18 protein-coding genes are annotated in these 18,588 nt (G+C 60.1%); 9 read left to right on the top strand and 9 right to left on the bottom strand.

The genetic code is table 11. From position 1 onward, the window contains the following. Positions 1–31: 31 nt before the first annotated feature. The 6 genes from AC1RKH_RS24385 to choX all read right to left on the bottom strand — a co-directional run bounded on the left by AC1RKH_RS24385 (position 32) and on the right by choX (position 5,515). Positions 32–295: a hypothetical protein gene (locus AC1RKH_RS24385; protein WP_493063889.1), complete on the bottom strand. Its 264-nt coding sequence runs from the start codon at positions 293–295 to the stop codon at positions 32–34. Positions 296–673: 378 nt separating this feature from the next. Further along, entirely contained in the window at positions 674–1,837 is a 1,164-nt protein-coding gene (locus tag AC1RKH_RS24380; RefSeq protein ID WP_493063890.1) for a gamma-butyrobetaine dioxygenase, read from the bottom strand. A gap of 21 nt (positions 1,838–1,858) precedes the next feature. Then, a complete protein-coding gene (locus tag AC1RKH_RS24375; protein WP_493063891.1) occupies positions 1,859–2,335 on the bottom strand; it encodes a thioesterase family protein in 477 nt (158 codons plus the stop codon). 153 nt (positions 2,336–2,488) lie between these two features. Beyond that, on the bottom strand, positions 2,489–3,454 hold the full coding sequence (locus tag AC1RKH_RS24370) for an L-carnitine dehydrogenase (protein ID WP_493063892.1): 966 nt from the start codon (positions 3,452–3,454) through the stop codon (positions 2,489–2,491). Between the two features lie 142 nt (positions 3,455–3,596). Then, the gene (gene cdhC / locus AC1RKH_RS24365) at positions 3,597–4,484 is read right to left on the bottom strand and encodes a 3-dehydrocarnitine:acetyl-CoA trimethylamine transferase CdhC (protein ID WP_019694008.1); all 888 of its coding nucleotides are present in this window, start codon (positions 4,482–4,484) and stop codon (positions 3,597–3,599) included. Positions 4,485–4,570: 86 nt separating this feature from the next. Continuing rightward, positions 4,571–5,515: a choline ABC transporter substrate-binding protein gene (gene choX / locus AC1RKH_RS24360; protein ID WP_493063893.1), complete on the bottom strand. Its 945-nt coding sequence runs from the start codon at positions 5,513–5,515 to the stop codon at positions 4,571–4,573. A gap of 194 nt (positions 5,516–5,709) precedes the next feature. On the opposite strand from choX, the gene AC1RKH_RS24355 reads away from it, so the two are divergent. Beyond that, positions 5,710–6,669 (top strand): GlxA family transcriptional regulator, encoded by a 960-nt coding sequence (locus AC1RKH_RS24355; protein ID WP_493063894.1) that lies wholly within the window; start codon positions 5,710–5,712, stop codon positions 6,667–6,669. 68 nt (positions 6,670–6,737) lie between these two features. Next, positions 6,738–7,919: an ATP-binding protein gene (locus AC1RKH_RS24350; protein WP_493063895.1), complete on the top strand. Its 1,182-nt coding sequence runs from the start codon at positions 6,738–6,740 to the stop codon at positions 7,917–7,919. Between the two features lie 9 nt (positions 7,920–7,928). Here the strand turns inward: AC1RKH_RS24350 and AC1RKH_RS24345 are convergent, their stop codons facing one another. Both AC1RKH_RS24345 and AC1RKH_RS24340 read right to left on the bottom strand, forming a co-directional pair. Continuing rightward, on the bottom strand, positions 7,929–8,345 hold the full coding sequence (locus AC1RKH_RS24345; protein WP_493063896.1) for a DUF3010 family protein: 417 nt from the start codon (positions 8,343–8,345) through the stop codon (positions 7,929–7,931). A 287-nt stretch (positions 8,346–8,632) separates the two neighbouring features. Next, positions 8,633–8,845, bottom strand: coding sequence for a hypothetical protein (locus tag AC1RKH_RS24340; protein ID WP_493063897.1), 213 nt, complete (start codon positions 8,843–8,845; stop codon positions 8,633–8,635). A gap of 60 nt (positions 8,846–8,905) precedes the next feature. On the opposite strand from AC1RKH_RS24340, the gene AC1RKH_RS24335 reads away from it, so the two are divergent. Next, a complete protein-coding gene (locus AC1RKH_RS24335) occupies positions 8,906–10,144 on the top strand; it encodes a type II toxin-antitoxin system HipA family toxin (protein ID WP_493063898.1) in 1,239 nt (412 codons plus the stop codon). Between the two features lie 4 nt (positions 10,145–10,148). Here AC1RKH_RS24335 and AC1RKH_RS24330 read toward each other — a convergent pair whose 3' ends face one another. After that, on the bottom strand, positions 10,149–10,550 hold the full coding sequence (locus tag AC1RKH_RS24330) for a lysozyme inhibitor LprI family protein (RefSeq protein WP_493063899.1): 402 nt from the start codon (positions 10,548–10,550) through the stop codon (positions 10,149–10,151). 249 nt (positions 10,551–10,799) lie between these two features. On the opposite strand from AC1RKH_RS24330, the gene AC1RKH_RS24325 reads away from it, so the two are divergent. The 6 genes from AC1RKH_RS24325 to etfB all read left to right on the top strand — a co-directional run bounded on the left by AC1RKH_RS24325 (position 10,800) and on the right by etfB (position 18,586). Then, complete coding sequence (locus tag AC1RKH_RS24325; RefSeq protein WP_123426508.1) at positions 10,800–11,777, top strand: dipeptidase; 978 nt, start codon at positions 10,800–10,802, stop codon at positions 11,775–11,777. Between the two features lie 78 nt (positions 11,778–11,855). Beyond that, a complete protein-coding gene (locus tag AC1RKH_RS24320; RefSeq protein WP_007947752.1) occupies positions 11,856–12,386 on the top strand; it encodes a DUF5943 domain-containing protein in 531 nt (176 codons plus the stop codon). 15 nt (positions 12,387–12,401) lie between these two features. Continuing rightward, positions 12,402–14,462: a dimethylglycine demethylation protein DgcA gene (gene dgcA / locus AC1RKH_RS24315; protein ID WP_493063900.1), complete on the top strand. Its 2,061-nt coding sequence runs from the start codon at positions 12,402–12,404 to the stop codon at positions 14,460–14,462. 168 nt (positions 14,463–14,630) lie between these two features. Next, positions 14,631–16,580 carry a dimethylglycine demethylation protein DgcB gene (gene dgcB / locus AC1RKH_RS24310; RefSeq protein WP_493063901.1) on the top strand — a complete coding sequence of 650 codons (1,950 nt, stop codon included), beginning with the start codon at positions 14,631–14,633 and terminating at the stop codon, positions 16,578–16,580. After that, the gene (gene etfA / locus AC1RKH_RS24305) at positions 16,580–17,800 is read left to right on the top strand and encodes an electron transfer flavoprotein subunit alpha (protein ID WP_493063902.1); all 1,221 of its coding nucleotides are present in this window, start codon (positions 16,580–16,582) and stop codon (positions 17,798–17,800) included. The genes dgcB and etfA overlap by 1 nt, the downstream gene beginning before the upstream one ends. Positions 17,801–17,815: 15 nt before the next feature. Beyond that, positions 17,816–18,586 carry an electron transfer flavoprotein subunit beta gene (etfB, locus tag AC1RKH_RS24300; protein ID WP_123426512.1) on the top strand — a complete coding sequence of 257 codons (771 nt, stop codon included), beginning with the start codon at positions 17,816–17,818 and terminating at the stop codon, positions 18,584–18,586. The last annotated feature ends 2 nt before the right edge of the window (positions 18,587–18,588 follow it).

The raw sequence follows: 18,588 nt of genomic DNA, 5'->3' as shown, positions 1-18,588 counted from the left end.
GTGGGAGCGAGCTTGCTCGCGATGGGATCTATCAGGCGCTACGGGTTTGCTGGTATTGCGCCAATGCCGGCAGCAGTTGCTTGTCTATCGCCTGGCGCACAGCGGGCAGAATCGTCGCGCTGCTGGTGTACATCTGCTTGACCATGGTCCTCAGGGTCGAGGCTCGCACGTCGTTCAAACCGCGTACCGCGCATTCACAGGCCTGCTCTGCAGTGGCCCCACTCGGAACTTCAAATCCAAGCGCCTTGAGCTGGCCCAACAGGTCTTCCTGGTCAATCAAATCAGCGTGCATCATGACGCAATCCTTCTTCAGGGAACGGTGTCGTGGTTCGATTCTGGTAGGGGTGGTGGGGCGGGGCAAGGACGATTTGTCGCAATGGCCGCTATACCTATGAACAGGTCGTTTTCGGCTAACTTGCGGGAGAGAGGAGTGGGCACACTGGATTCAGCTGGCTTCACGAAGGTTTGGTCACCCTCGCGCAACAGCTCCTCAACAGTAAATTCTGCCTCGATCCTGTCACGGCTTGATCGGGGCTTTTTTTTGTCTGTGAGTCAGGTCGGGTTCTATTGCCTGGTCGGACGCCATCGCGAGCAAGCTCGCTCCCACATGGGATCTGTGAACGACACGGAAACCTGTGGGAGCGAGCCTGCTCGCGATGAACGATGACGCGGTCTAGCGTTGCAACACCAAAATGCGCGAGAGCAACTCATCGCGATCGATGTAGCAGCCCTGGAAATGCCGGGCGCCGCTGGTGGGGTCGAAAGCGTTACGGGCGTGCAGGGTTCGGCGGTTATCGAAGCACCACATTTCACCGGGGTTGAGGCGGGTGATGAGCCGAAAACGCGCTTCGCGGGTCATGGCGATAAACCGTCGATAGGCCCGATACAACTTGGGCATCTGCTCGACCGACGCATCGAACGGCCCCCGCAGAAAATTCGCCATGCGGATTTCCGACACTTGCCCCAGCGTATCGAGGGCGATGATCGGTGCCAGGCAACGATAGTCGCTGTGGCGGTCCTTGTTGCGAAACTCGACGGGGATTTCGCACAGCGCCCGGAAGGCTTCGGGGTCTTCCTGGCGCAAGGCGTCGGCAATCGCAAAACCGTCGACAAAAATACTCTCGCCACCGTCCGCGTCGTTGACCAGGCAATGCAGAAACTGTAGCCCCGGTTGCAACTCGCGCGTCGGCAGATCGCTGTGCAGCGGCAGGTTGAATGCGGTGTAAGCATTGCTGTCGGCGTCGGCCTTGGATTGCACGTTGAACAGCACGCCAAAATTGCTCTCGCGGATGAACGAAATCCGCTTGGCGATGTGCGTCAGCGAGCCGGGTTCGGTGGGGATGCCGCGCACTTGGGTCAGGCCGATATCGCGCAGTGCCAAAAGCCATTGCAGCAGGGCATTGGGGTCGTCCATCACTGCTTGATACTCGAACACCGGCAGCTTCAGTTGGCTGTTCCACAGCTGGCTTTTCGGTTTACCGGCGCTGCGCTCGGCCCGGGATTCATCGTCATAGGCGTGAGCGCGCAACCAGCCAGGATCGAAGCGGCTGGTATGACCGTCCTGCCAATCGATAGACAGACAGCCATCGGCATCGACCTGGGCGATGGCGGGGCACAGATCTTCAGCGACATCGGCGATTTCCAGCACCTGTTCGCGGGTCACGGTATACACGCAAACCGGGCACGGACAGTTGTCGCGCAACCATTGATGGTGAAAGGGGCTGACCCGGCCATCGGCCCAGGTCACCAGCACTTGGTCCGCCAGGGTTTGTACGGCGGTCAATGCGCTGATTAGCGGGTAACTGCGGAAGTCGGCAACAGCGGCGGCGGTGTTCATGCGAGCTCCTTGTTTTGATTGTTATTTTTCCGGCGGGAGGGCGATCACTCGGCCGATGTAGGCCGGTGTGGGCAAGTCCGATTGCAGTGCGGTCATGGCCAGCAGTTTGTTCAGTACCGGTTCGCTGAATGGTGCCGAACGCGGTCCTGCGAGATCGACGTGCAGCAGCATTTGCTCGTTGCCCGCCAACTCTTTTTCACCGCCCACCAGGTGCAGGCTGTGGTAGAGGTGCAGGCGTTTGCGGTCGTGACCAATGATCTGGGTATGCACCTCGACCTCAGCGCCGAGCTTCACTTCGTGCAGGTAGTTGAGGTGCAGTTCGAGGGTGAACAACGAGTTGCCGCTGGCTTCGCGGTTGTTGCTGTCCATGCCCAGTTGGTCCATCAGTGCGTCGGTGGCGTAGCTGAAAATCAGCAGGTAAAACGCATCGCGCAGATGGCCGTTGTAGTCGACCCAGTCGGGGATGATTTTGGTTTGATAGGTGGTTAGGGCTGGCATGGTTCGGGTTCCGATGTTGGTGGTGACTGGACTACCGCTTTCGCGAGCAAGCCCGCTCCCACAGGGATCTACTGGGTGACACAAATAGCAGTCACACTCCAAATCAACTGTGGGAGCGGGCTTGCTCGCGAAGGGGCCAGACCTGCTGATTAATTATTCGCTAAACGCCATCCCATGCTTTTCCTTGGTGGTCTTCACCGCCTCCAGCACCGCCAGCAGGCAATCATCACGATAGCGTTCCAGCGCCGAAATGCTGTGTTTACCCAACTGATCGCTGGTGCCGTCGACCACGTCGTCGATCAGTTTGTCGGTCAGCTCCGGGGCTGGCAGGTAAGTCCACGGCAATTGCAGCGCTGGACCGAACTGCGCCATGAAGTGCCGCATACCGGCATCGCCACCGGCCAGGGTGTAGGTCAGGAAAGTGCCCATGAACGACCAGCGCAGCCCGGCGCCAAAACGAATTGCATCATCGATTTCGCCAGTGGTCGCCACGCCGTCGTTGACCAGGTGCAGCGCCTCGCGCCACAGCGCTTCGAGCAGACGGTCGGCGATAAACCCCGGCACTTCCTTGCGTACATGCAGAGGGCGCATGCCCAGCGATTCGTAGACCTTCATCGCTGCCTGTACGGCTTCTGGTGCGGTGTTCTTGCCGCCGACCACTTCCACCAAGGGCAGCAGGTAAACCGGGTTGAACGGATGGCCGACCACGCAACGTTCCGGGTGGGTCGAACCCTCGTAGAACTCGCTCGGTAACAGCCCCGAGGTGCTGGAGCCGATTAGTGCGTTGGGCTTGGCCGCCGCGCTGATTTTGCTGTGCAGTTCGAGCTTCAGTTCAAGGCGTTCCGGGGCGCTTTCCTGAATGAAGTCGGCATCCCGCACGCACTCTTCGATGGTCGCGACAAAGCGCAGACGATCCTGCGATGCGCCAGGTGCCAGGCCTTGTTTCTCCAGCGCGCCCCATGCATTCGCGACGCGTTTGCGCAGAGCGGCTTCGGCACCGGGTGCCGGGTCCCAGGCCACCACATCAAGGCCATGGGCGAGGGCGCGGGATACCCAACCGCTGCCGATGACACCACTGCCCAGCGCGGCGAATGTTTTGATTTCGGTGATAAAGCTCATGGTGACGTCCTAATGAAAGTCGGTGATCTAATGTGGGAGCGAGCTTGCTCGCGATGGCGATGTTCCTGCCACAGACGATGCGTTGGATGTACTGACGTCATCGCGAGCAAGCTCGCTCCCACAGGGGAAGAGTGATTAGCGGTCAGCCGCGCTTGGTCAGGCCCATCTTCGCCCGGCCTTCGGCTGGGGTCAGAACGCGGGCGCCGAGGCGGCTGAGGATTTCGCTGGCGCGTTCGACCAACTGGCCGTTGGTCGCCAGCACGCCGCGATCCAGCCAGATGTTGTCTTCCAGCCCGACCCGCACGTTGCCGCCCAGCAGCACCGCTTGGGCTGCCATCGGCATTTGCATGCGGCCGATGCCGAAACCGGCCCAGACCGCATTGGCCGGCAGGTTGTCGACCATGGCTTTCATGGTGGTGGTGTCAGCCGGTGCGCCCCATGGGATGCCCAGACATAGCTGGAACAGCGGGTCGTCGAGCAGGCCTTCCTTGATCAGCTGTTTGGCGAACCACAGGTGACCGGTGTCGAAGATTTCCAGTTCGGCTTTCACACCGAGCTCTTGAATACGTTTGGCGCCAGCACGCAGTTGCGCCGGGGTGGAAACGTAAATGGTGTCCCCGTCGCCGAAGTTCAGGGTGCCGCAATCGAGTGTGCAGATTTCCGGCAGCAGCTCTTCAACGTGAGCCAGACGGGTCAGTGGGCCGACCAGGTCAGTGTTCGGGCCGAACTCCATCGGGTTCTCGCCAGCGCCGATTTCCAGGTCGCCGCCCATGCCGGCAGTCAGGTTGACGATGATGTCGACGTCCGCTTCGCGAATGCGCTCCATCACTTCGCGGTACAGCGCCACGTCACGGCTGAACTTGCCGGTTTCAGGGTTGCGCACATGGCAGTGGACCACGGTGGCCCCGGCTTTGGCGGCTTCTACCGCGGCGGCGGCGATCTGTTTTGGGGTGACCGGCACGTGTGGGCTCTTGGCGGTCGTGTCGCCAGCACCGGTGAGTGCGCAGGTGATGATGACGTCGTGGTTCATGGTGCGATTTCCTTCAGGCATGATTTTTTGGCGTAGCGGGCCCGCTCGCAGCCGAAACCGGCTGCGAAGAGGGGTTCATTTCGGTGTTATTGACTGGTCAGTTGCAGGTTCTGGGCGGCCGGTTTGCCGTCGAAGGTGGTTACGCCTTCAAGCCAGCGCTGCTTGTCTTGCGGGTGATCCTTGAGCCACTGCTTGGCCGACTCGAAGGCGTCCTTGTGATCGAGCAGCGGTTGCATCATCCGGCTCTCGTCTTCGGCGGTGAAGGTCAGGTTGCTGAGCAAGCGGCTGACGTTCGGGCACTGGCTGGCGTAGTTCGGGGCGGTCACGGTCCAAACGGTGGCCGAGCCTTCGTTCGGGCCTAGGGCGTCCTGGCTGCCGGTGAGGTAGGTCATTTTCACGTTGACGTTCATCGGGTGCGGTGCCCAGCCGAAGAACACCACGGCTTCGTTGCGTCGCACGGCGCGATCCACCGCCGCGAGCATGCCGGCTTCACTGGATTCGACCAGCTGGAACTTGCCCAGGCCGAACTGGTTCTTGGCGATCATTTCCTTGATCTGGGTGTTGGCGCCCGAACCTGGCTCGATGCCGTAAATCTTGCCGCCCAGTTCTTTTTCGAACTTGGCAATGTCAGCGAAGGTCTTCAGGCCCTTGTCGGCCAGGTAAGTCGGTACGGCGAGGGTGGCGCGGGCATCTTTGAGGCTCGGCTCACCGAGGACGGTCACCTGCTTGCCAGCGACAAACGGGGTGATGGTCTGGGTCATCAACGGGTTCCAGTAGCCGAGGAACATGTCCAGGCGCTGGTCGCGGATGCCGGCGAAGATGATTTGCTGGGATGCACTGGTTTGTTTGGTCTTGTAGCCGAGGCCATCGAGCAGAACCTGGGTCATGGCGCTGGTGGCGATCACGTCGGTCCAGTTCACCACACCCATGCGCACGTTCTGGCACGCGGCGGGGTCGGCAGCCATCGCGCCGGAACTCAAGAAAGCGGTACCACTGAGTGCGAGAACGCAGCTGCTGATCAGTCGTTTCATGGTGGGATCCTCGGCAGGTCATTATTGTGGGGTCCGTCGTCTCTGTGCGCCGGTGATGTCACGTTACGCAGCTGAACATGGCAGAAAACGCACAGCGGCGACCAGCTCTTGCACTGCAGCGACCTGTGCTCTTGTCTGTCGCTTGCAAGTGGCGTATCAACGTCCACACGCTGCCCGCCATCCGAGTGCGTTCCATGTCCCAGGATTTCTACTTTTTGTTGATGCCGGGTTTCTCGGCCATCGGTTTCATCTCGGCGATCGAACCGCTGCGGGTGGCCAACCGTTTTCGTGGCGAGCTGTACCGCTGGCATGTGCTGAGCGCCGACGGCGGCCCGGTATTGGCGAGCAACGGCATGTCGCTCAACGCCGATGCGGCGCTGGAACCGCTGAAAAAGGGTGCGACCTTGCTGGTGGTCGCCGGTTTTGAACCGCTGAAATTCGTCAACCCGACACTGGAACACTGGCTGCGTCGCCTCGATCACGACGGCGTGACCCTCGGCGGTATCGATACCGGCAGCTTTGTCCTCGCCGAAGCGGGGCTGCTCGACGGCCACCGCGTGACGCTGCACTGGGAGGCCATCGACGCTTTCAAGGAGTCATATCCACAGCTCAGCGTCACCCAGGAACTCTTCGAAATCGACCGTCGCCGCATCACCTCGGCCGGCGGCACTGCGTCCATCGACCTGATGCTCGACCTGATCGCCCAGGCCCACGGTCCGGAGCTGGCGATCCAGGTCAGCGAACAATTCGTGCTCGGGCGCATTCGCCCGCGCAAAGACCACCAACGCATGCAGATCGCCACGCGCTACGGCATCAGCAACAAGAAACTGGTGCAGGTGATTGGCGAGATGGAACAGCACAGCGAACCGCCGCTCAGCACCCTGGAGTTGGCGGATTCGATCAAGGTGACGCGACGTCAACTTGAGCGCCTGTTCCGCTTGCACCTCAACGATACGCCGAGCAATTTCTACCTGGGGTTAAGGCTGGAAAAAGCCCGGCAACTGCTGCGCCAGACCGATATGAGCGTGCTGGAGGTGAGCATCGCCTGCGGGTTTGAATCGCCGTCGTATTTCACCCGCAGCTATCGGACGCGTTTTGCGCGTTGCCCGCGGGAGGATCGGCGGCGGTTGGGGGATGGGCGGGAGGTGGTTTGACAGGCATTTATAGTAATTTATACTCTCGACTATAAATTATAGTTGTTTTAATAATTGAGTATAAAGCCATGTCGAAAAGCAGCGGTTTTGTGTTCCGTCGACCCAGTCTGGCTCAAAATATTGCCGATGGTTTGACGGGGGCCGGAATTCAGGATTACACCTCAGGCCTGTTCCTGGCCGCGCCAAGGCGTACCGGGAAAAGTACCTTCCTGCGCGAAGACCTGATACCGGAATGTGAATCCCGAGGTTGGTTGGCGGTCTACGTCGATCTTTGGGCCAACCGAGAAAAAGACCCTGCCGACCTGATCGCTGCCGCCATTGCGGGGGCGTTGGTACCGTATGAGAAGGGCATTCGCAAACTGGCCAAGTCGATGGGCGTCGAGAAACTCAGTTTCCTGCGTACGCTGTCCTGGGATTTCAGCAAGCCACAATTGCCCGAAGGCGCGACGCTGACTCAAGCTCTGGAACTACTGCACAACGCTGCTGGCAAGACCGTTGTGCTGGTGATCGACGAAGCCCAGCATGCGTTGAGCTCTGAAGCGGGGGTCAACGCCATGTTCGGGCTCAAAGCTGCCCGGGATCAGCTGAATCAAGGGCGCGAGGGAGGGGCCGGTGGTTTGCGTCTGGTGTTCACAGGGTCCAATCGCGACAAACTGGCTCACTTGGTGCTGAGCCGAAACCAGCCTTTCTACGGTTCCAGCATTACTCCGTTCCCGCTATTGAGCAAAGCGTTCACCCAAGCCTACACCGTCCACTTGAATGCCCATTTAGCGCAAACCAACCAGTTTGTCGCCGAAGACATCGACGAGGCTTTCGAATTAGTCGGGCGCCGTCCTGAAATGCTCCGGACCATTATTGGTGAGGTGGCTCTGGAGTTGGGCGAAGCAAGTAATCTGAGCCAATTGCTACGAAGCAGCGCCGAATTGTTGCGTGCCGGCGTGTGGACCGAGTTTGAAAGCGCCTGGAATGCCCTGACCGTTGCACAGCGTGCAGTGCTGGAGGTGATGGTCGAGCGTTCGCAGAGCAACGAACCCTTTGCGCCTTTCACCGACGCGACGTTGGTCGCGGTGGCAAAAGCGCTGGAAACGATGGGCAGTGAGGTGGTGCCGGGCACCCAGACTATTCAGGCGTGCATTGATGCTCTGCGTGAAAAGGAGCTGGTCTGGAAATCGAATCGCGGCGCTTATGCGCTTGAAGACAAGTCGTTTGCCGACTGGCTCAAGCACTATCGCGCCCAGAGGGCTCAGTAAACCTAAAACCTACTTCTTCACCAACCCCGAACACGCTGCTTTGTATGCCTCATGCTGATATTTGTTCAGTGTCGGCGGCAGGGCGAAATCGTGTTTTTTGTTCTGCGCGTTGATGGTCTGCGGCGAGAGCAGGGTGACGTCGCAGTTTTCCAGCAACTGGAAAACCCCTTCGATCTTGAAGGTGGTCGGGCCGCCGGCGAACTCGCCTTTTTTGCTGCGCTTCTTGATCGCGATGCGCTCGATGCCGTTCTCGCGGACAAACGCGCTGACCTGTGCGGCGAAGGCTTTGACGTTGGCGGCTTCGTCATCGTCGTCGAGGGCGATTTTCTTGGTGTTCAGTGCGACGTGAGTCAGCGCCTGATTGTCGAGAGAGGCGACGGCGATGATCGCTTCGCTGCCTTTGATTTCGATGCCGCAGATTTTCATGGACTCGCCTTGGAGGAATGCGTGGAGTGGCGGGTGATGGTCGCGCACCTGGCGCAAGCGGTCAAAGCTGGCGGGCTAACGATTGCAGGATACGTGCGGTTCGGCTGGGTATCCAGTGAGGTGGTGGGGATGAAATGTTTATATATAAAAGACAATATATTGTCCGTTAAATAGATTTATTGTCATTTTTTGGCTATATGTTGTCCATTATTTTTTGTCGCGCCATTCCGCTGCTACACTTGCCAGCATTCACCTTGAGGTCGAATCATGGCCCTTACCCATGTCCTTTACTCGCCCGGCGAGATCGCGCTGCAGATCGCCGAGAACGCCAAGAGGCTGAGGCTGAGCAAGAATTTTTCACGTCGAGCGCTCGCCTTGAAGTCAGGCGTGCCTGAGTCGAATATCAAACGCTTTGAAACCACCGGGAAGATTTCCCTCGACGGCTTGTTGTTGATCGCTGTTTGCCTTGGGGTGGAAGAGCCCCTGACCGGGTTGTTCATTTCGCCAGCGTCCCTGAGTCTTCAGGAGCTTAAAAACTACGGCAGGTCTCGAGGTCGACCATGAAATCAGTCACCGCGCTCAGCGTCAGGCTTCAGGGGACAAGAGTCGGCGAACTGGTCGCGATTCCTCGCCAGGGCCTGTTTTTCTCCTATGACCCGGGCTGGTTGGCAAGTGGGTTCAACCTTGCCCCGTTTCACATGGATTTCTCGGTGAATCCCCAGAGGGCGGCCGACCCGCAACTGTTCAGCGGCTTGCATGGGGCCTTTAGCGATTCGTTGCCGGACGGCTGGGGTTTGCTGCTCATGGATCGCTTTTTTCGAAGCGAGTTGAGCGCTGAGCGCCACGCTATCGGCCCACTGGATCGCCTGGCTTACATGGGTGACCGGAGTATGGGCGCGCTGGAATACATGCCGATGTTTGAAACCATTGAGACTTCGGAAGACCTTGATCTGGCGGCCCTCTATGAAGCGTCGCAGACGATACTGTCCGGCAGCACCGACGAGGTCATCACGTCCTTGCGCCTGGCCGGCGGTTCACCGGGCGGGGCACGACCCAAGGCGGTGATCGGGTTATCCCCGGACAAGCGTCGTGCGGTGTCGTCATTCGCTGAAATGCCTGAGGGATACGAGCATTGGCTGATCAAGTTCCGCAACGAAGACGAACACCGGGACAGCGGTGCCATTGAGCAGGTTTATGCGCGATTGGCGCGCGCAGCGGGAGTCGAGATATCCGAGTCACAGCTGTTCCAGGTCGAAACCACCAAGGGGACCGAGCGGTTTTTCGCGACCAGACGTTTTGACCGTGAAGCAGATGCCAAGCGCCACATGCTGACCGCTTCGGCCATTCTGTACGCAGACTTTCGGGCACCCAGCCTTGATTACGCGGATTTGTTGCGGGCGACCTGGGCGATGACCAAGGATGCGGTCGAGGTAGAGAAAATGGCCCGATTGATGGTCTTCAATGCCCTGGCCCACAATCGTGACGATCACGCCAAAAACTTCTCGTTCTTTGGTGGGCTGGCCGGGTGGAAAATGGCACCGGGCTACGACCTGACGTTTTCCGGCACGAGTGGGCGAGGCAATGAGCACACCACGGCATTCGCAGGTCGAGGCAATCCCTCGCGCAAGGCAATTGTCGAGGTCTGTAAGGCTTTCAGTTTCCTCAGGCCTGGGCATTACATCGAGCAGACGCTGGATGCCTTTGCCGGCTGGACTGCCTGTTGCGCCGAGTTGGATATCGACAAGGCGCAAAGCCAGAAGTTGTTGATAACGCTCGCATCGGTATGGGATGCGTTCTAGCGTCTTATTCCTGGCCGATCGACTCCAAAAACTCCGACCGCTCGTCGCTTTTGCTCGCCAGGCAATCGTTCAAGTCAATGGTATAGGCCTTGCTGCCCACCGCCGCGGGGAACGGCGCAATCGCGCAATCGGCATCCCGCGACTTCATCCAGAGCTGCTCGGCGGTCTGGAGTTTGCCGGTGATGTCTGCCAACTGCGCCTTGTTGTTCGCGTATTTGGTTTTCATCCGCTCCAGTAGCGCCTGGAAATTGTCCTTCAGCAACTGTTCTGCGGTGGTTTTGCTGTAGGCCGAACATTCCAGGGTCTGGACGTCGTTTTCGACCGCATCGCACGGGTTGTTGTCGGCTTCTTCAGCCGCCTGTACGCCGGTCGCTATCAGTGCCAAAGCCAGGAAGATCGATTTCATTGCGCCGCCGCCCCTTATTCCAGTAAAGCTTCCGGTGAAACATTCAGTAATGCGGCGAATTCTGGCCCAACTACCGGGGAAAGAACAGCTGGGCAAATAGCCCGCAGTGAGACCCTTTGTCGCGTATTGACGCTTTCGGCAATTCCCCTGTCGTTTTTGCACCCGGCTGCCCCGTCCCTCAAGCATATGCTGACCCCAAAGCGCCGGCAGACGATTCGGCGCATGAATCGCTAACAAGGGGACAGCCTGATGAGCCCAGCCGAATTGCACGCCGACAGCATCGTTATCGACGGGCTGATCATTGCCAAGTGGAACCGTGAGCTGTTCGAAGACATGCGCAAGGGCGGTCTGACCGCGGCCAACTGCACCGTTTCGGTGTGGGAGGGGTTCCAGGCGACCATCAACAATATCGCCGCGAGCCAGAAGCTGATTCGTGAGAACAGCGACCTGGTGATTCCGGTCAAGACCACTGCCGACATCCGTCTCGCCAAAGAACAGGGCAAGACCGGGATCATCTTCGGCTTCCAGAACGCCCATGCTTTTGAAGACCAGATCGGCTACGTCGAGATCTTCAAGCAGCTCGGGGTTGGCGTGGTACAGATGTGCTACAACACCCAAAACCTGGTGGGTACCGGTTGCTACGAGCGTGATGGCGGGCTGTCCGGTTTCGGCCGTGAAATCGTCGCGGAAATGAACCGCGCCGGCATCATGTGCGACCTGTCGCACGTCGGCTCCAAGACGTCTGAAGAAGTCATTCTCGAATCGAAGAAGCCGGTGTGCTACTCCCACTGCCTGCCATCGGGTCTCAAAGAACACCCGCGCAACAAGTCCGATGAAGAACTGAAGTTCATTGCCGACCATGGCGGCTTTGTCGGCGTGACCATGTTCGCACCGTTCCTCGCCAAAGGCATCGATTCGACCATCGACGACTACGCCGAAGCCATCGAATACACCATGAACATCGTCGGTGAAGACGCGATCGGTATCGGCACCGACTTCACCCAGGGTCATGGCCAGGATTTCTTCGAAATGCTGACCCACGACAAGGGCTACGCCCGTCGTCTGACCAGCTTCGGCAAGATCATCAACCCGCTGGGCATCCGCACCGTGGGCGAGTTCCCGAACCTGACCGAGACACTGCTCAAGCGCGGCCATTCCGAGCGCGTAGTGCGCAAGATCATGGGCGAAAACTGGGTCAACGTTCTCAAGGACGTTTGGGGCGAATAAGCCGCCGTACCTCTGAATCCTTTCCCGCTGCCATCCGAGCAGCGGGCAACACAACGAATTTTCTGGAGTTAAGTTTCCATGGCCAAGATCGCCCCGCAATTGCCAATCGAAGTCGACAGCGAAACCGGTGTCTGGACCTCTGACGCCCTGCCGATGTTGTATGTACCGCGTCACTTCTTCGTCAACAACCACATGGGCATCGAGGAAGTGCTGGGGGCTGAGGCCTATGCCGAGATCCTCTACAAGGCCGGTTACAAATCCGCCTGGCACTGGTGTGAAAAAGAAGCTGAATGCCACGGCCTGGAAGGTGTTGCGGTGTTCGAGCACTACATGAAGCGCCTGTCGCAACGTGGCTGGGGCCTGTTCAAGATCCAGGACATCGACCTCGACAAAGGCACTGCCAGCGTCAAGCTCGAACACTCGGCGTTCGTCTACGTCTACGGCAAGGTCGGACGCAAGGTCGACTACATGTTCACTGGCTGGTTTGCCGGTGCCATGGATCAGATTCTGCAAGCGCGCGGCAGCAAGATTCGCACCGTCGCCGAACAGGTTTACGGTGGCTCCGAAGAAGGCCACGACGACGGCTTGTTCACCGTCAAGCCGTTGTAAGTCGAGGATCCTGCCATGGCTTTCGAAGCAATGTTCCAGCCGATTCAAATCGGCAAACTGACCATCCGCAACCGCGTGCTCAGCACCGCGCATGCCGAGGTTTACGCCACCGACGGCGGAATGACCACCGATCGGTACGTGAAGTATTACGAAGAGAAAGCCAAGGGCGGGATCGGCCTGGCGATTTGCGGCGGTTCCTCCAGCGTGGCCATCGACAGCCCGCAAGGCTGGTGGAAGTCGGTCAACCTGGCCGACGACCGGATCATTCCGCACTTCCAGAATCTGGCCGATGCCATGCACAAGCATGGCGCCAAGATCATGATTCAGATTACCCACATGGGCCGTCGTTCCCGTTGGGATGGCGAGCATTGGCCGACCCTGCTGTCGCCGTCGGGCATCCGTGAACCGGTGCACCGCGCGACCTGCAAAACCATCGAGCCGGAAGAAATCTGGCGGGTGATCGGAAACTACGCCAGCGCCGCCGCGCGCGCCAAGGCCGGTGGCCTGGACGGCGTTGAACTGTCGGCGGTGCACCAGCACATGATCGACCAGTTCTGGAGCCCGCGAGTCAACAAACGTACCGACGAATGGGGCGGCAGCTTCGAGAATCGCATGCGTTTCGGCCTGGAAGTGATCAAGGCCGTGCGCAAGGAAGTCGGTCCGGACTTCTGTGTCGGCATCCGTATCTGCGGTGACGAATTCCACCCTGATGGCCTGAGCCATGAGGACATGAAGCAGATCGCCAAGTACTACGACGACACCGGCATGATCGACTTCATCGGCGTCGTGGGTTCGGGTTGCGATACCCACAACACCCTGGCCAACGTTATCCCCAACATGAGTTATCCACCGGAGCCGTTCCTGCATTTGGCGGCCGGTATCAAGGAAGTGGTCAAGGCCCCGGTGCTGCACGCGCAGAACATCAAGGACCCGAACCAGGCAACGCGTATTCTGGAAGGCGGTTACGTCGACATGGTCGGTATGACCCGTGCGCACATCGCTGATCCGCACCTGATCGCCAAGATCAAAATGGGCCAGGTCGACCAGATCAAACAGTGTGTTGGCGCCAACTACTGCATCGACCGTCAGTATCAGGGCCTGGACGTTTTGTGCATCCAGAACGCCGCGACCTCCCGTGAATACATGGGCGTGCCGCACATCATCGAGAAGTCGACCGGTGTCAAACGCAAAGTCGTGGTGGTCGGTGCCGGCCCTGCCGGGATGGAAGCTGCACGCGTGTCGGCCGAACGTGGCCACGACGTGACCCTGTTCGAGAAGAAAGAATTCATCGGCGGGCAGATCACTACCGCCTCGAAAGCCCCGCAACGCGACCAGATCGCCGGCATCACCCGTTGGTTCCAGCTGGAACTGGCGCGTTTGAAAGTCGACCTGCGCCTGGGCGTGGCAGCCGATGCGGCGACCATTCTCGACCTGCGTCCGGACGTGGTGGTGCTCGCCGTTGGCGGTCATCCGTTCCTTGAGCAGAACGAACACTGGGGTGCGGCTGAAGGCCTGGTGGTCAGCAGCTGGGACATCCTCGACGGCAAGGTTGCACCGGGCAAAAACGTATTGGTCTACGACACCATTTGCGAGTTCACCGGGATGTCGACGGCGGACTTCCTCGCCGACAAGGGCAGCCAGGTCGAGATCGTCACCGACGACATCAAGCCGGGTGTGGCGATTGGCGGCACATCGTTCCCGACTTACTACCGCAGCATGTACCCGAAAGAAGTGATCATGACCGGGGACATGATGCTGGAGAAGGTCTACCGCGAAGGCGACAAGCTGGTGGCGGTGCTCGAGAACGAATACACCGGCGCCAAAGAGGAGCGGGTGGTCGATCAGGTCGTGGTCGAGAACGGCGTGCGGCCGGACGAAGAAATCTACTACGCGCTGAAGGAAGGCTCGCGCAACAAAGGCCAGATGGACATCGAAGCCTTGTTCGCGATCAAGCCTCAGCCATCGTTGAGCCAGACGGGTGACGGCTACTTGCTGTTCCGCATCGGCGACTGCGTGGCCCAGCGCAATACGCACGCGGCGATCTACGACGCACTGCGGCTGTGCAAGGATTTCTAAGAGCTTGTGGATCCCCTGTGGGAGCGAGCTTGCTCGCGATGAACGATGACGCGGAACCTCTGATGCACCGCGTCGCCTGAATCGCGAGCAAGCTCGCTCCCACAGGAATCGAGCAAGGCATCCAGGTAGTTAAGCCTGCAAGACCCCGAGGTCTTTGGGAGCTCCACCATGCTAAACACCCTTCTTCCCATCCTGCTGTTCGCTGCCCTGGGCCTGGCTGTCCTGGGCGCGCTGCGGCGGGTGGCTATGTGGCGCCGGGGCCGTGCGTCCAAGGTCGATCTGATCGGCGGCCTGCTGGCCATGCCCAAACGCTACATGGTCGATCTGCACCACGTGGTGGCGCGGGACAAATACATCGCCAACACCCACGTCGCCACGGCGGGTGGTGCGGTGGCGTCCATCGTGCTGGCGATCCTGGTTCACGGTTTTGGCCTGCATAACCGCTTCCTCGGTTATGCACTGTTGCTGATGACGGCAGTGATGTTCGTCGGTGCGATCTTTGTTTACCTGCGTCGGCGCAACCCGCCGGCGCGTTTATCCAAAGGTCCGTGGATGCGCCTGCCGAAAAGCTTGCTGGCATTCTCGGCATCGTTCTTCCTGGTGACCTTGCCGGTGGCGGGCATCCTTCCGGAAAACTTCGGCGGCTGGCTGTTGGCGGCGATCCTCGGTGTTGGCGTGCTGTGGGGCGTCTCCGAATTGTTCCTCGGCATGACCTGGGGCGGGCCGATGAAGCACGCTTTCGCCGGTGCCTTGCACCTGGCCTGGCACCGTCGCGCCGAACGTTTTGGTGGTGGTCGTTCTACGGGTCTTAAACCGCTTGACCTGAACGATCCGCAAGCCCCCTTGGGTGTGGAAAAACCCAAGGATTTTACCTGGAACCAACTGCTCGGCTTCGACGCCTGCGTGCAGTGCGGTAAATGCGAAGCCGCGTGCCCGGCGTTCGCCGCTGGCCAGCCGCTGAACCCGAAAAAACTGATTCAGGACATGGTCGTCGGCCTGGCGGGCGGCACCGATGCCAAGTTTGCGGGCAGCCCGTATCCAGGCAAGGCCATCGGCGAACACGCTGGCAATCCGCATCAACCGATCGTCAACGGTCTGGTCGACGCTGAAACCCTGTGGTCCTGCACCACCTGCCGTGCCTGTGTTGAAGAATGCCCGATGATGATCGAGCACGTTGACGCCATCGTCGACATGCGCCGCCATCTGACCCTGGAAAAAGGTGCGACCCCGAACAAGGGCGCTGAAGTCCTCGAAAACCTGATCGCCACCGACAACCCGGGCGGTTTTGCGCCGGGCGGGCGGATGAACTGGGCGGCGGACCTGAACCTGACGCTGCTCAGCGAGAAGAAATCCACTGACGTGCTGTTCTGGGTTGGCGATGGTGCTTTCGACATGCGCAACCAGCGCACCTTGCGCGCCTTCGTCAAAGTGCTGAAAGCCGCGAAAGTCGACTTTGCCGTGCTGGGCCTTGAAGAGCGTGACAGCGGCGACGTAGCCCGCCGTCTGGGCGACGAAGCGACCTTCCAGCTGTTGGCCAAACGCAACATCCAGACCCTGGCCAAATACAGCTTCAACCGCATCGTCACCTGCGATCCGCACAGTTTCCACGTGCTGAAGAACGAATACGGCGCGTTCGATGGCAACTACCTGGTGCAGCATCACAGCACCTACATGGCGGAAATCATCGACGCTGGCGCGCTCAATCTGGGTCAGCACAAAGGCGACAGCGTGACCTATCACGACCCGTGCTACCTCGGTCGCTACAACGGCGAATACGAGGCGCCGCGCCAGGTGCTGCGAGCGCTGGGGATCGAGGTCAAGGAAATGCAACGCTCCGGTTTCCGCTCGCGCTGCTGCGGCGGTGGCGGTGGTGCGCCGATCACCGACATTCCGGGCAAGCAACGGATCCCTGACATGCGTATGGACGACATTCGCGAAACCGGTGCCGAACTGGTAGCCGTGGGTTGTCCACAGTGCACCGCGATGCTCGAAGGCGTGGTTGAACCACGACCGCTGATCAAGGACATCGCCGAACTGGTGGCCGATGCGCTGCTCGAAGACGCGGCGCCGAGCAAGTCACCGGCACCGATCAAACGTCAACCTGCGGAGGCCCACTGATGAGCGACATTATCCGCCGCGATCCGCGCGCCGAATGGATCGCCCGTAACCGCCTGCATCCGCTGCACGCCGCCATGCAACCGGTGGAACACAGTTGGATGGGCCCCAACGGGATCATTCGCAAGAATCCTCACGGCATCGGTTTCATCGGCCCCAATGGCATCAAGCGGATTGACCGTAGTGGTGCACAGCAGGGCGGGGCGACCAAGCGTACGGCAGCCGTTGAAGTGCAACTGCCGCTGCATCAGGTGGCTGCACCTGCCTTCTACATCAGCGTGGTGCCGGACATGGTCGGTGGCCGATTGAGTAGCCATGACCGCGACCTGCTAGGCCTGGCCCATCAACTGGCCGGCAAGGACGGTGCGGTACTGGCAGTCGTTTTCGGCGAGCACAAGGAAAACGCCTTTGCCACTGCAGGTGTCGACCGCCTGCTGGTGCTCGATGGTGAAGAATTCAATGGTTATGCACCGGAGCAACGGGTGCAGGGTCTGCGGGCTGTGGATAACCAGTTCAATCCACGTCACTGGCTGCTGCCGGACAGCCGCAGCGGTGGCGGTGAACTGGGTCGGCGCTTTGCCGCGGCACTCGGCGAGCGCCCGGCCACGCGGGTCTGGCAGGTCAAGGATCAAGAGTGCATCGGCCGCGCCGGTGCCGGTCTGCAAGACTTGGCGCGTCCTGTCGCACGGTTGATTCTGGCGGCGGTGGAATGCGCCGAGCCGGTCAGCGAAACCCGTCACGAAGCGTTGCCGGTGGAGTTATCCACAACGGTTGCGCGCAGTCTGTCGCGGATCGAAGACCTGGGCGCGGTGGCAGTCGACCCGGCAGCCATTCCCATGGCCGAGGCCGAGTTCATCTTCTCGGGTGGCAACGGGGTCAAGGACTGGGGACTTTTCCACAGGACCGCAGCCGCCCTCGGCGCTACCGAAGGCGCATCGCGGGTGGCGGTGGACGACGGCTTCATGGCCCGCGACCGTCAGGTCGGCGCCAGTGGCACCTGGGTCACCGCACGGGTGTACGTGGCGGTGGGGATTTCCGGGGCGATCCAGCACCTGCAAGGCATCGGTGCCTGCGACAAGGTGGTGGCGATCAATCTTGACCCTGGCTGCGACATGATCAAGCGCGCCGACCTGTCGGTGATTGGTGAAAGCGCGGAGATTCTTCAGGCCTTGATCGCGGCGGTAGAGGCTTACCGCAACGACGCCAAGCGCGATGCGGCTTAAGAGAAGGAAAGGGTTATGAGTACTAATGTCATCAGCCTGGTGTCCATCGGCGCCCACCCGACCTCGGGCCGGCCACGCCGCGCCGAGCAGGATGCGCGGGCGGTTGAACTCGGTCTGCAACTGGCTGGGGATAACCTGCAAGTGCTGCATGCCGGTGATGTCGAGGAGCCTGCGCTGCGTGCTTATCTGGGCATGGGCCTGGAACAGCTGCATGTGCTGGAACAGCCTCAGGGCGCGGATGCGCTGCCAGCGTTGACCGCTTATTTACGTGATGCCGGCGCGCAGGTCGTGCTGACCGGCAGTCAGGCGGAAACCGGTGAAGGCTCGGGCATGTTGCCGTTCCTGCTGGCGGAAAGCCTGGGCTGGCCGCTGGTGGTCGGGCTGGCGCAGGTCGAATCCATCGACGGCAATTCGGCCCTGGTGCTGCAAGCCTTGCCCCGTGGCCAGCGTCGACGTTTGAAAGTGCGCCTGCCGTTTCTCGCCACTGTGGATAACGCGGCGCCCAAGCCACGGCAAAGCGCCTTCGGCCCGGCCCGGCGCGGAGTGTTGCACGCGGAAGACGTTGAGATTATCGACGATGAATTGCTGGCGGTTGCAACGTTGCAACCGGCCAAGCCACGGCCAAAACGCTTGAAAGTGATCAAGGCCAAGAGCGGCGCCGACCGGATGAAAGCCGCAACGGCCAAGGCCAGCGGCGGCGGTGGGCAGGTGCTCAAAGGGGTGAGTGCCGAGGCCGGGGCTGAAGCGATTCTCAAGTTGCTGATTGAAGAAGGCGTGGTTCGCTAACG

This window comes from Pseudomonas sp. GW822-FHT06B12, assembly GCF_058799675.1.
The sequence above is the reverse complement of the archived record's forward strand: the minus strand, read 5'-3'. Positions and strand labels throughout refer to the sequence as shown.

Excerpts from the sequence above, each read along its gene's own strand:
- AC1RKH_RS24385 (WP_493063889.1), bottom strand. The coding sequence starts at position 295 with ATGATGCACGCTGATTTGATTGACCAGGAAGACCTGTTGGGCCAGCTC.
- AC1RKH_RS24380 (WP_493063890.1), bottom strand. The coding sequence starts at position 1,837 with ATGAACACCGCCGCCGCTGTTGCCGACTTCCGCAGTTACCCGCTAATC.
- AC1RKH_RS24375 (WP_493063891.1), bottom strand. The coding sequence starts at position 2,335 with ATGCCAGCCCTAACCACCTATCAAACCAAAATCATCCCCGACTGGGTC.
- AC1RKH_RS24370 (WP_493063892.1), bottom strand. The coding sequence starts at position 3,454 with ATGAGCTTTATCACCGAAATCAAAACATTCGCCGCGCTGGGCAGTGGT.
- cdhC (WP_019694008.1), bottom strand. The coding sequence starts at position 4,484 with ATGAACCACGACGTCATCATCACCTGCGCACTCACCGGTGCTGGCGAC.
- choX (WP_493063893.1), bottom strand. The coding sequence starts at position 5,515 with ATGAAACGACTGATCAGCAGCTGCGTTCTCGCACTCAGTGGTACCGCT.
- AC1RKH_RS24355 (WP_493063894.1), top strand. The coding sequence starts at position 5,710 with ATGTCCCAGGATTTCTACTTTTTGTTGATGCCGGGTTTCTCGGCCATC.
- AC1RKH_RS24350 (WP_493063895.1), top strand. The coding sequence starts at position 6,738 with ATGTCGAAAAGCAGCGGTTTTGTGTTCCGTCGACCCAGTCTGGCTCAA.
- AC1RKH_RS24345 (WP_493063896.1), bottom strand. The coding sequence starts at position 8,345 with ATGAAAATCTGCGGCATCGAAATCAAAGGCAGCGAAGCGATCATCGCC.
- AC1RKH_RS24340 (WP_493063897.1), bottom strand. The coding sequence starts at position 8,845 with ATGAACAACCCGGTCAGGGGCTCTTCCACCCCAAGGCAAACAGCGATC.
- AC1RKH_RS24335 (WP_493063898.1), top strand. The coding sequence starts at position 8,906 with ATGAAATCAGTCACCGCGCTCAGCGTCAGGCTTCAGGGGACAAGAGTC.
- AC1RKH_RS24330 (WP_493063899.1), bottom strand. The coding sequence starts at position 10,550 with ATGAAATCGATCTTCCTGGCTTTGGCACTGATAGCGACCGGCGTACAG.
- AC1RKH_RS24325 (WP_123426508.1), top strand. The coding sequence starts at position 10,800 with ATGAGCCCAGCCGAATTGCACGCCGACAGCATCGTTATCGACGGGCTG.
- AC1RKH_RS24320 (WP_007947752.1), top strand. The coding sequence starts at position 11,856 with ATGGCCAAGATCGCCCCGCAATTGCCAATCGAAGTCGACAGCGAAACC.
- dgcA (WP_493063900.1), top strand. The coding sequence starts at position 12,402 with ATGGCTTTCGAAGCAATGTTCCAGCCGATTCAAATCGGCAAACTGACC.
- dgcB (WP_493063901.1), top strand. The coding sequence starts at position 14,631 with ATGCTAAACACCCTTCTTCCCATCCTGCTGTTCGCTGCCCTGGGCCTG.
- etfA (WP_493063902.1), top strand. The coding sequence starts at position 16,580 with ATGAGCGACATTATCCGCCGCGATCCGCGCGCCGAATGGATCGCCCGT.
- etfB (WP_123426512.1), top strand. The coding sequence starts at position 17,816 with ATGAGTACTAATGTCATCAGCCTGGTGTCCATCGGCGCCCACCCGACC.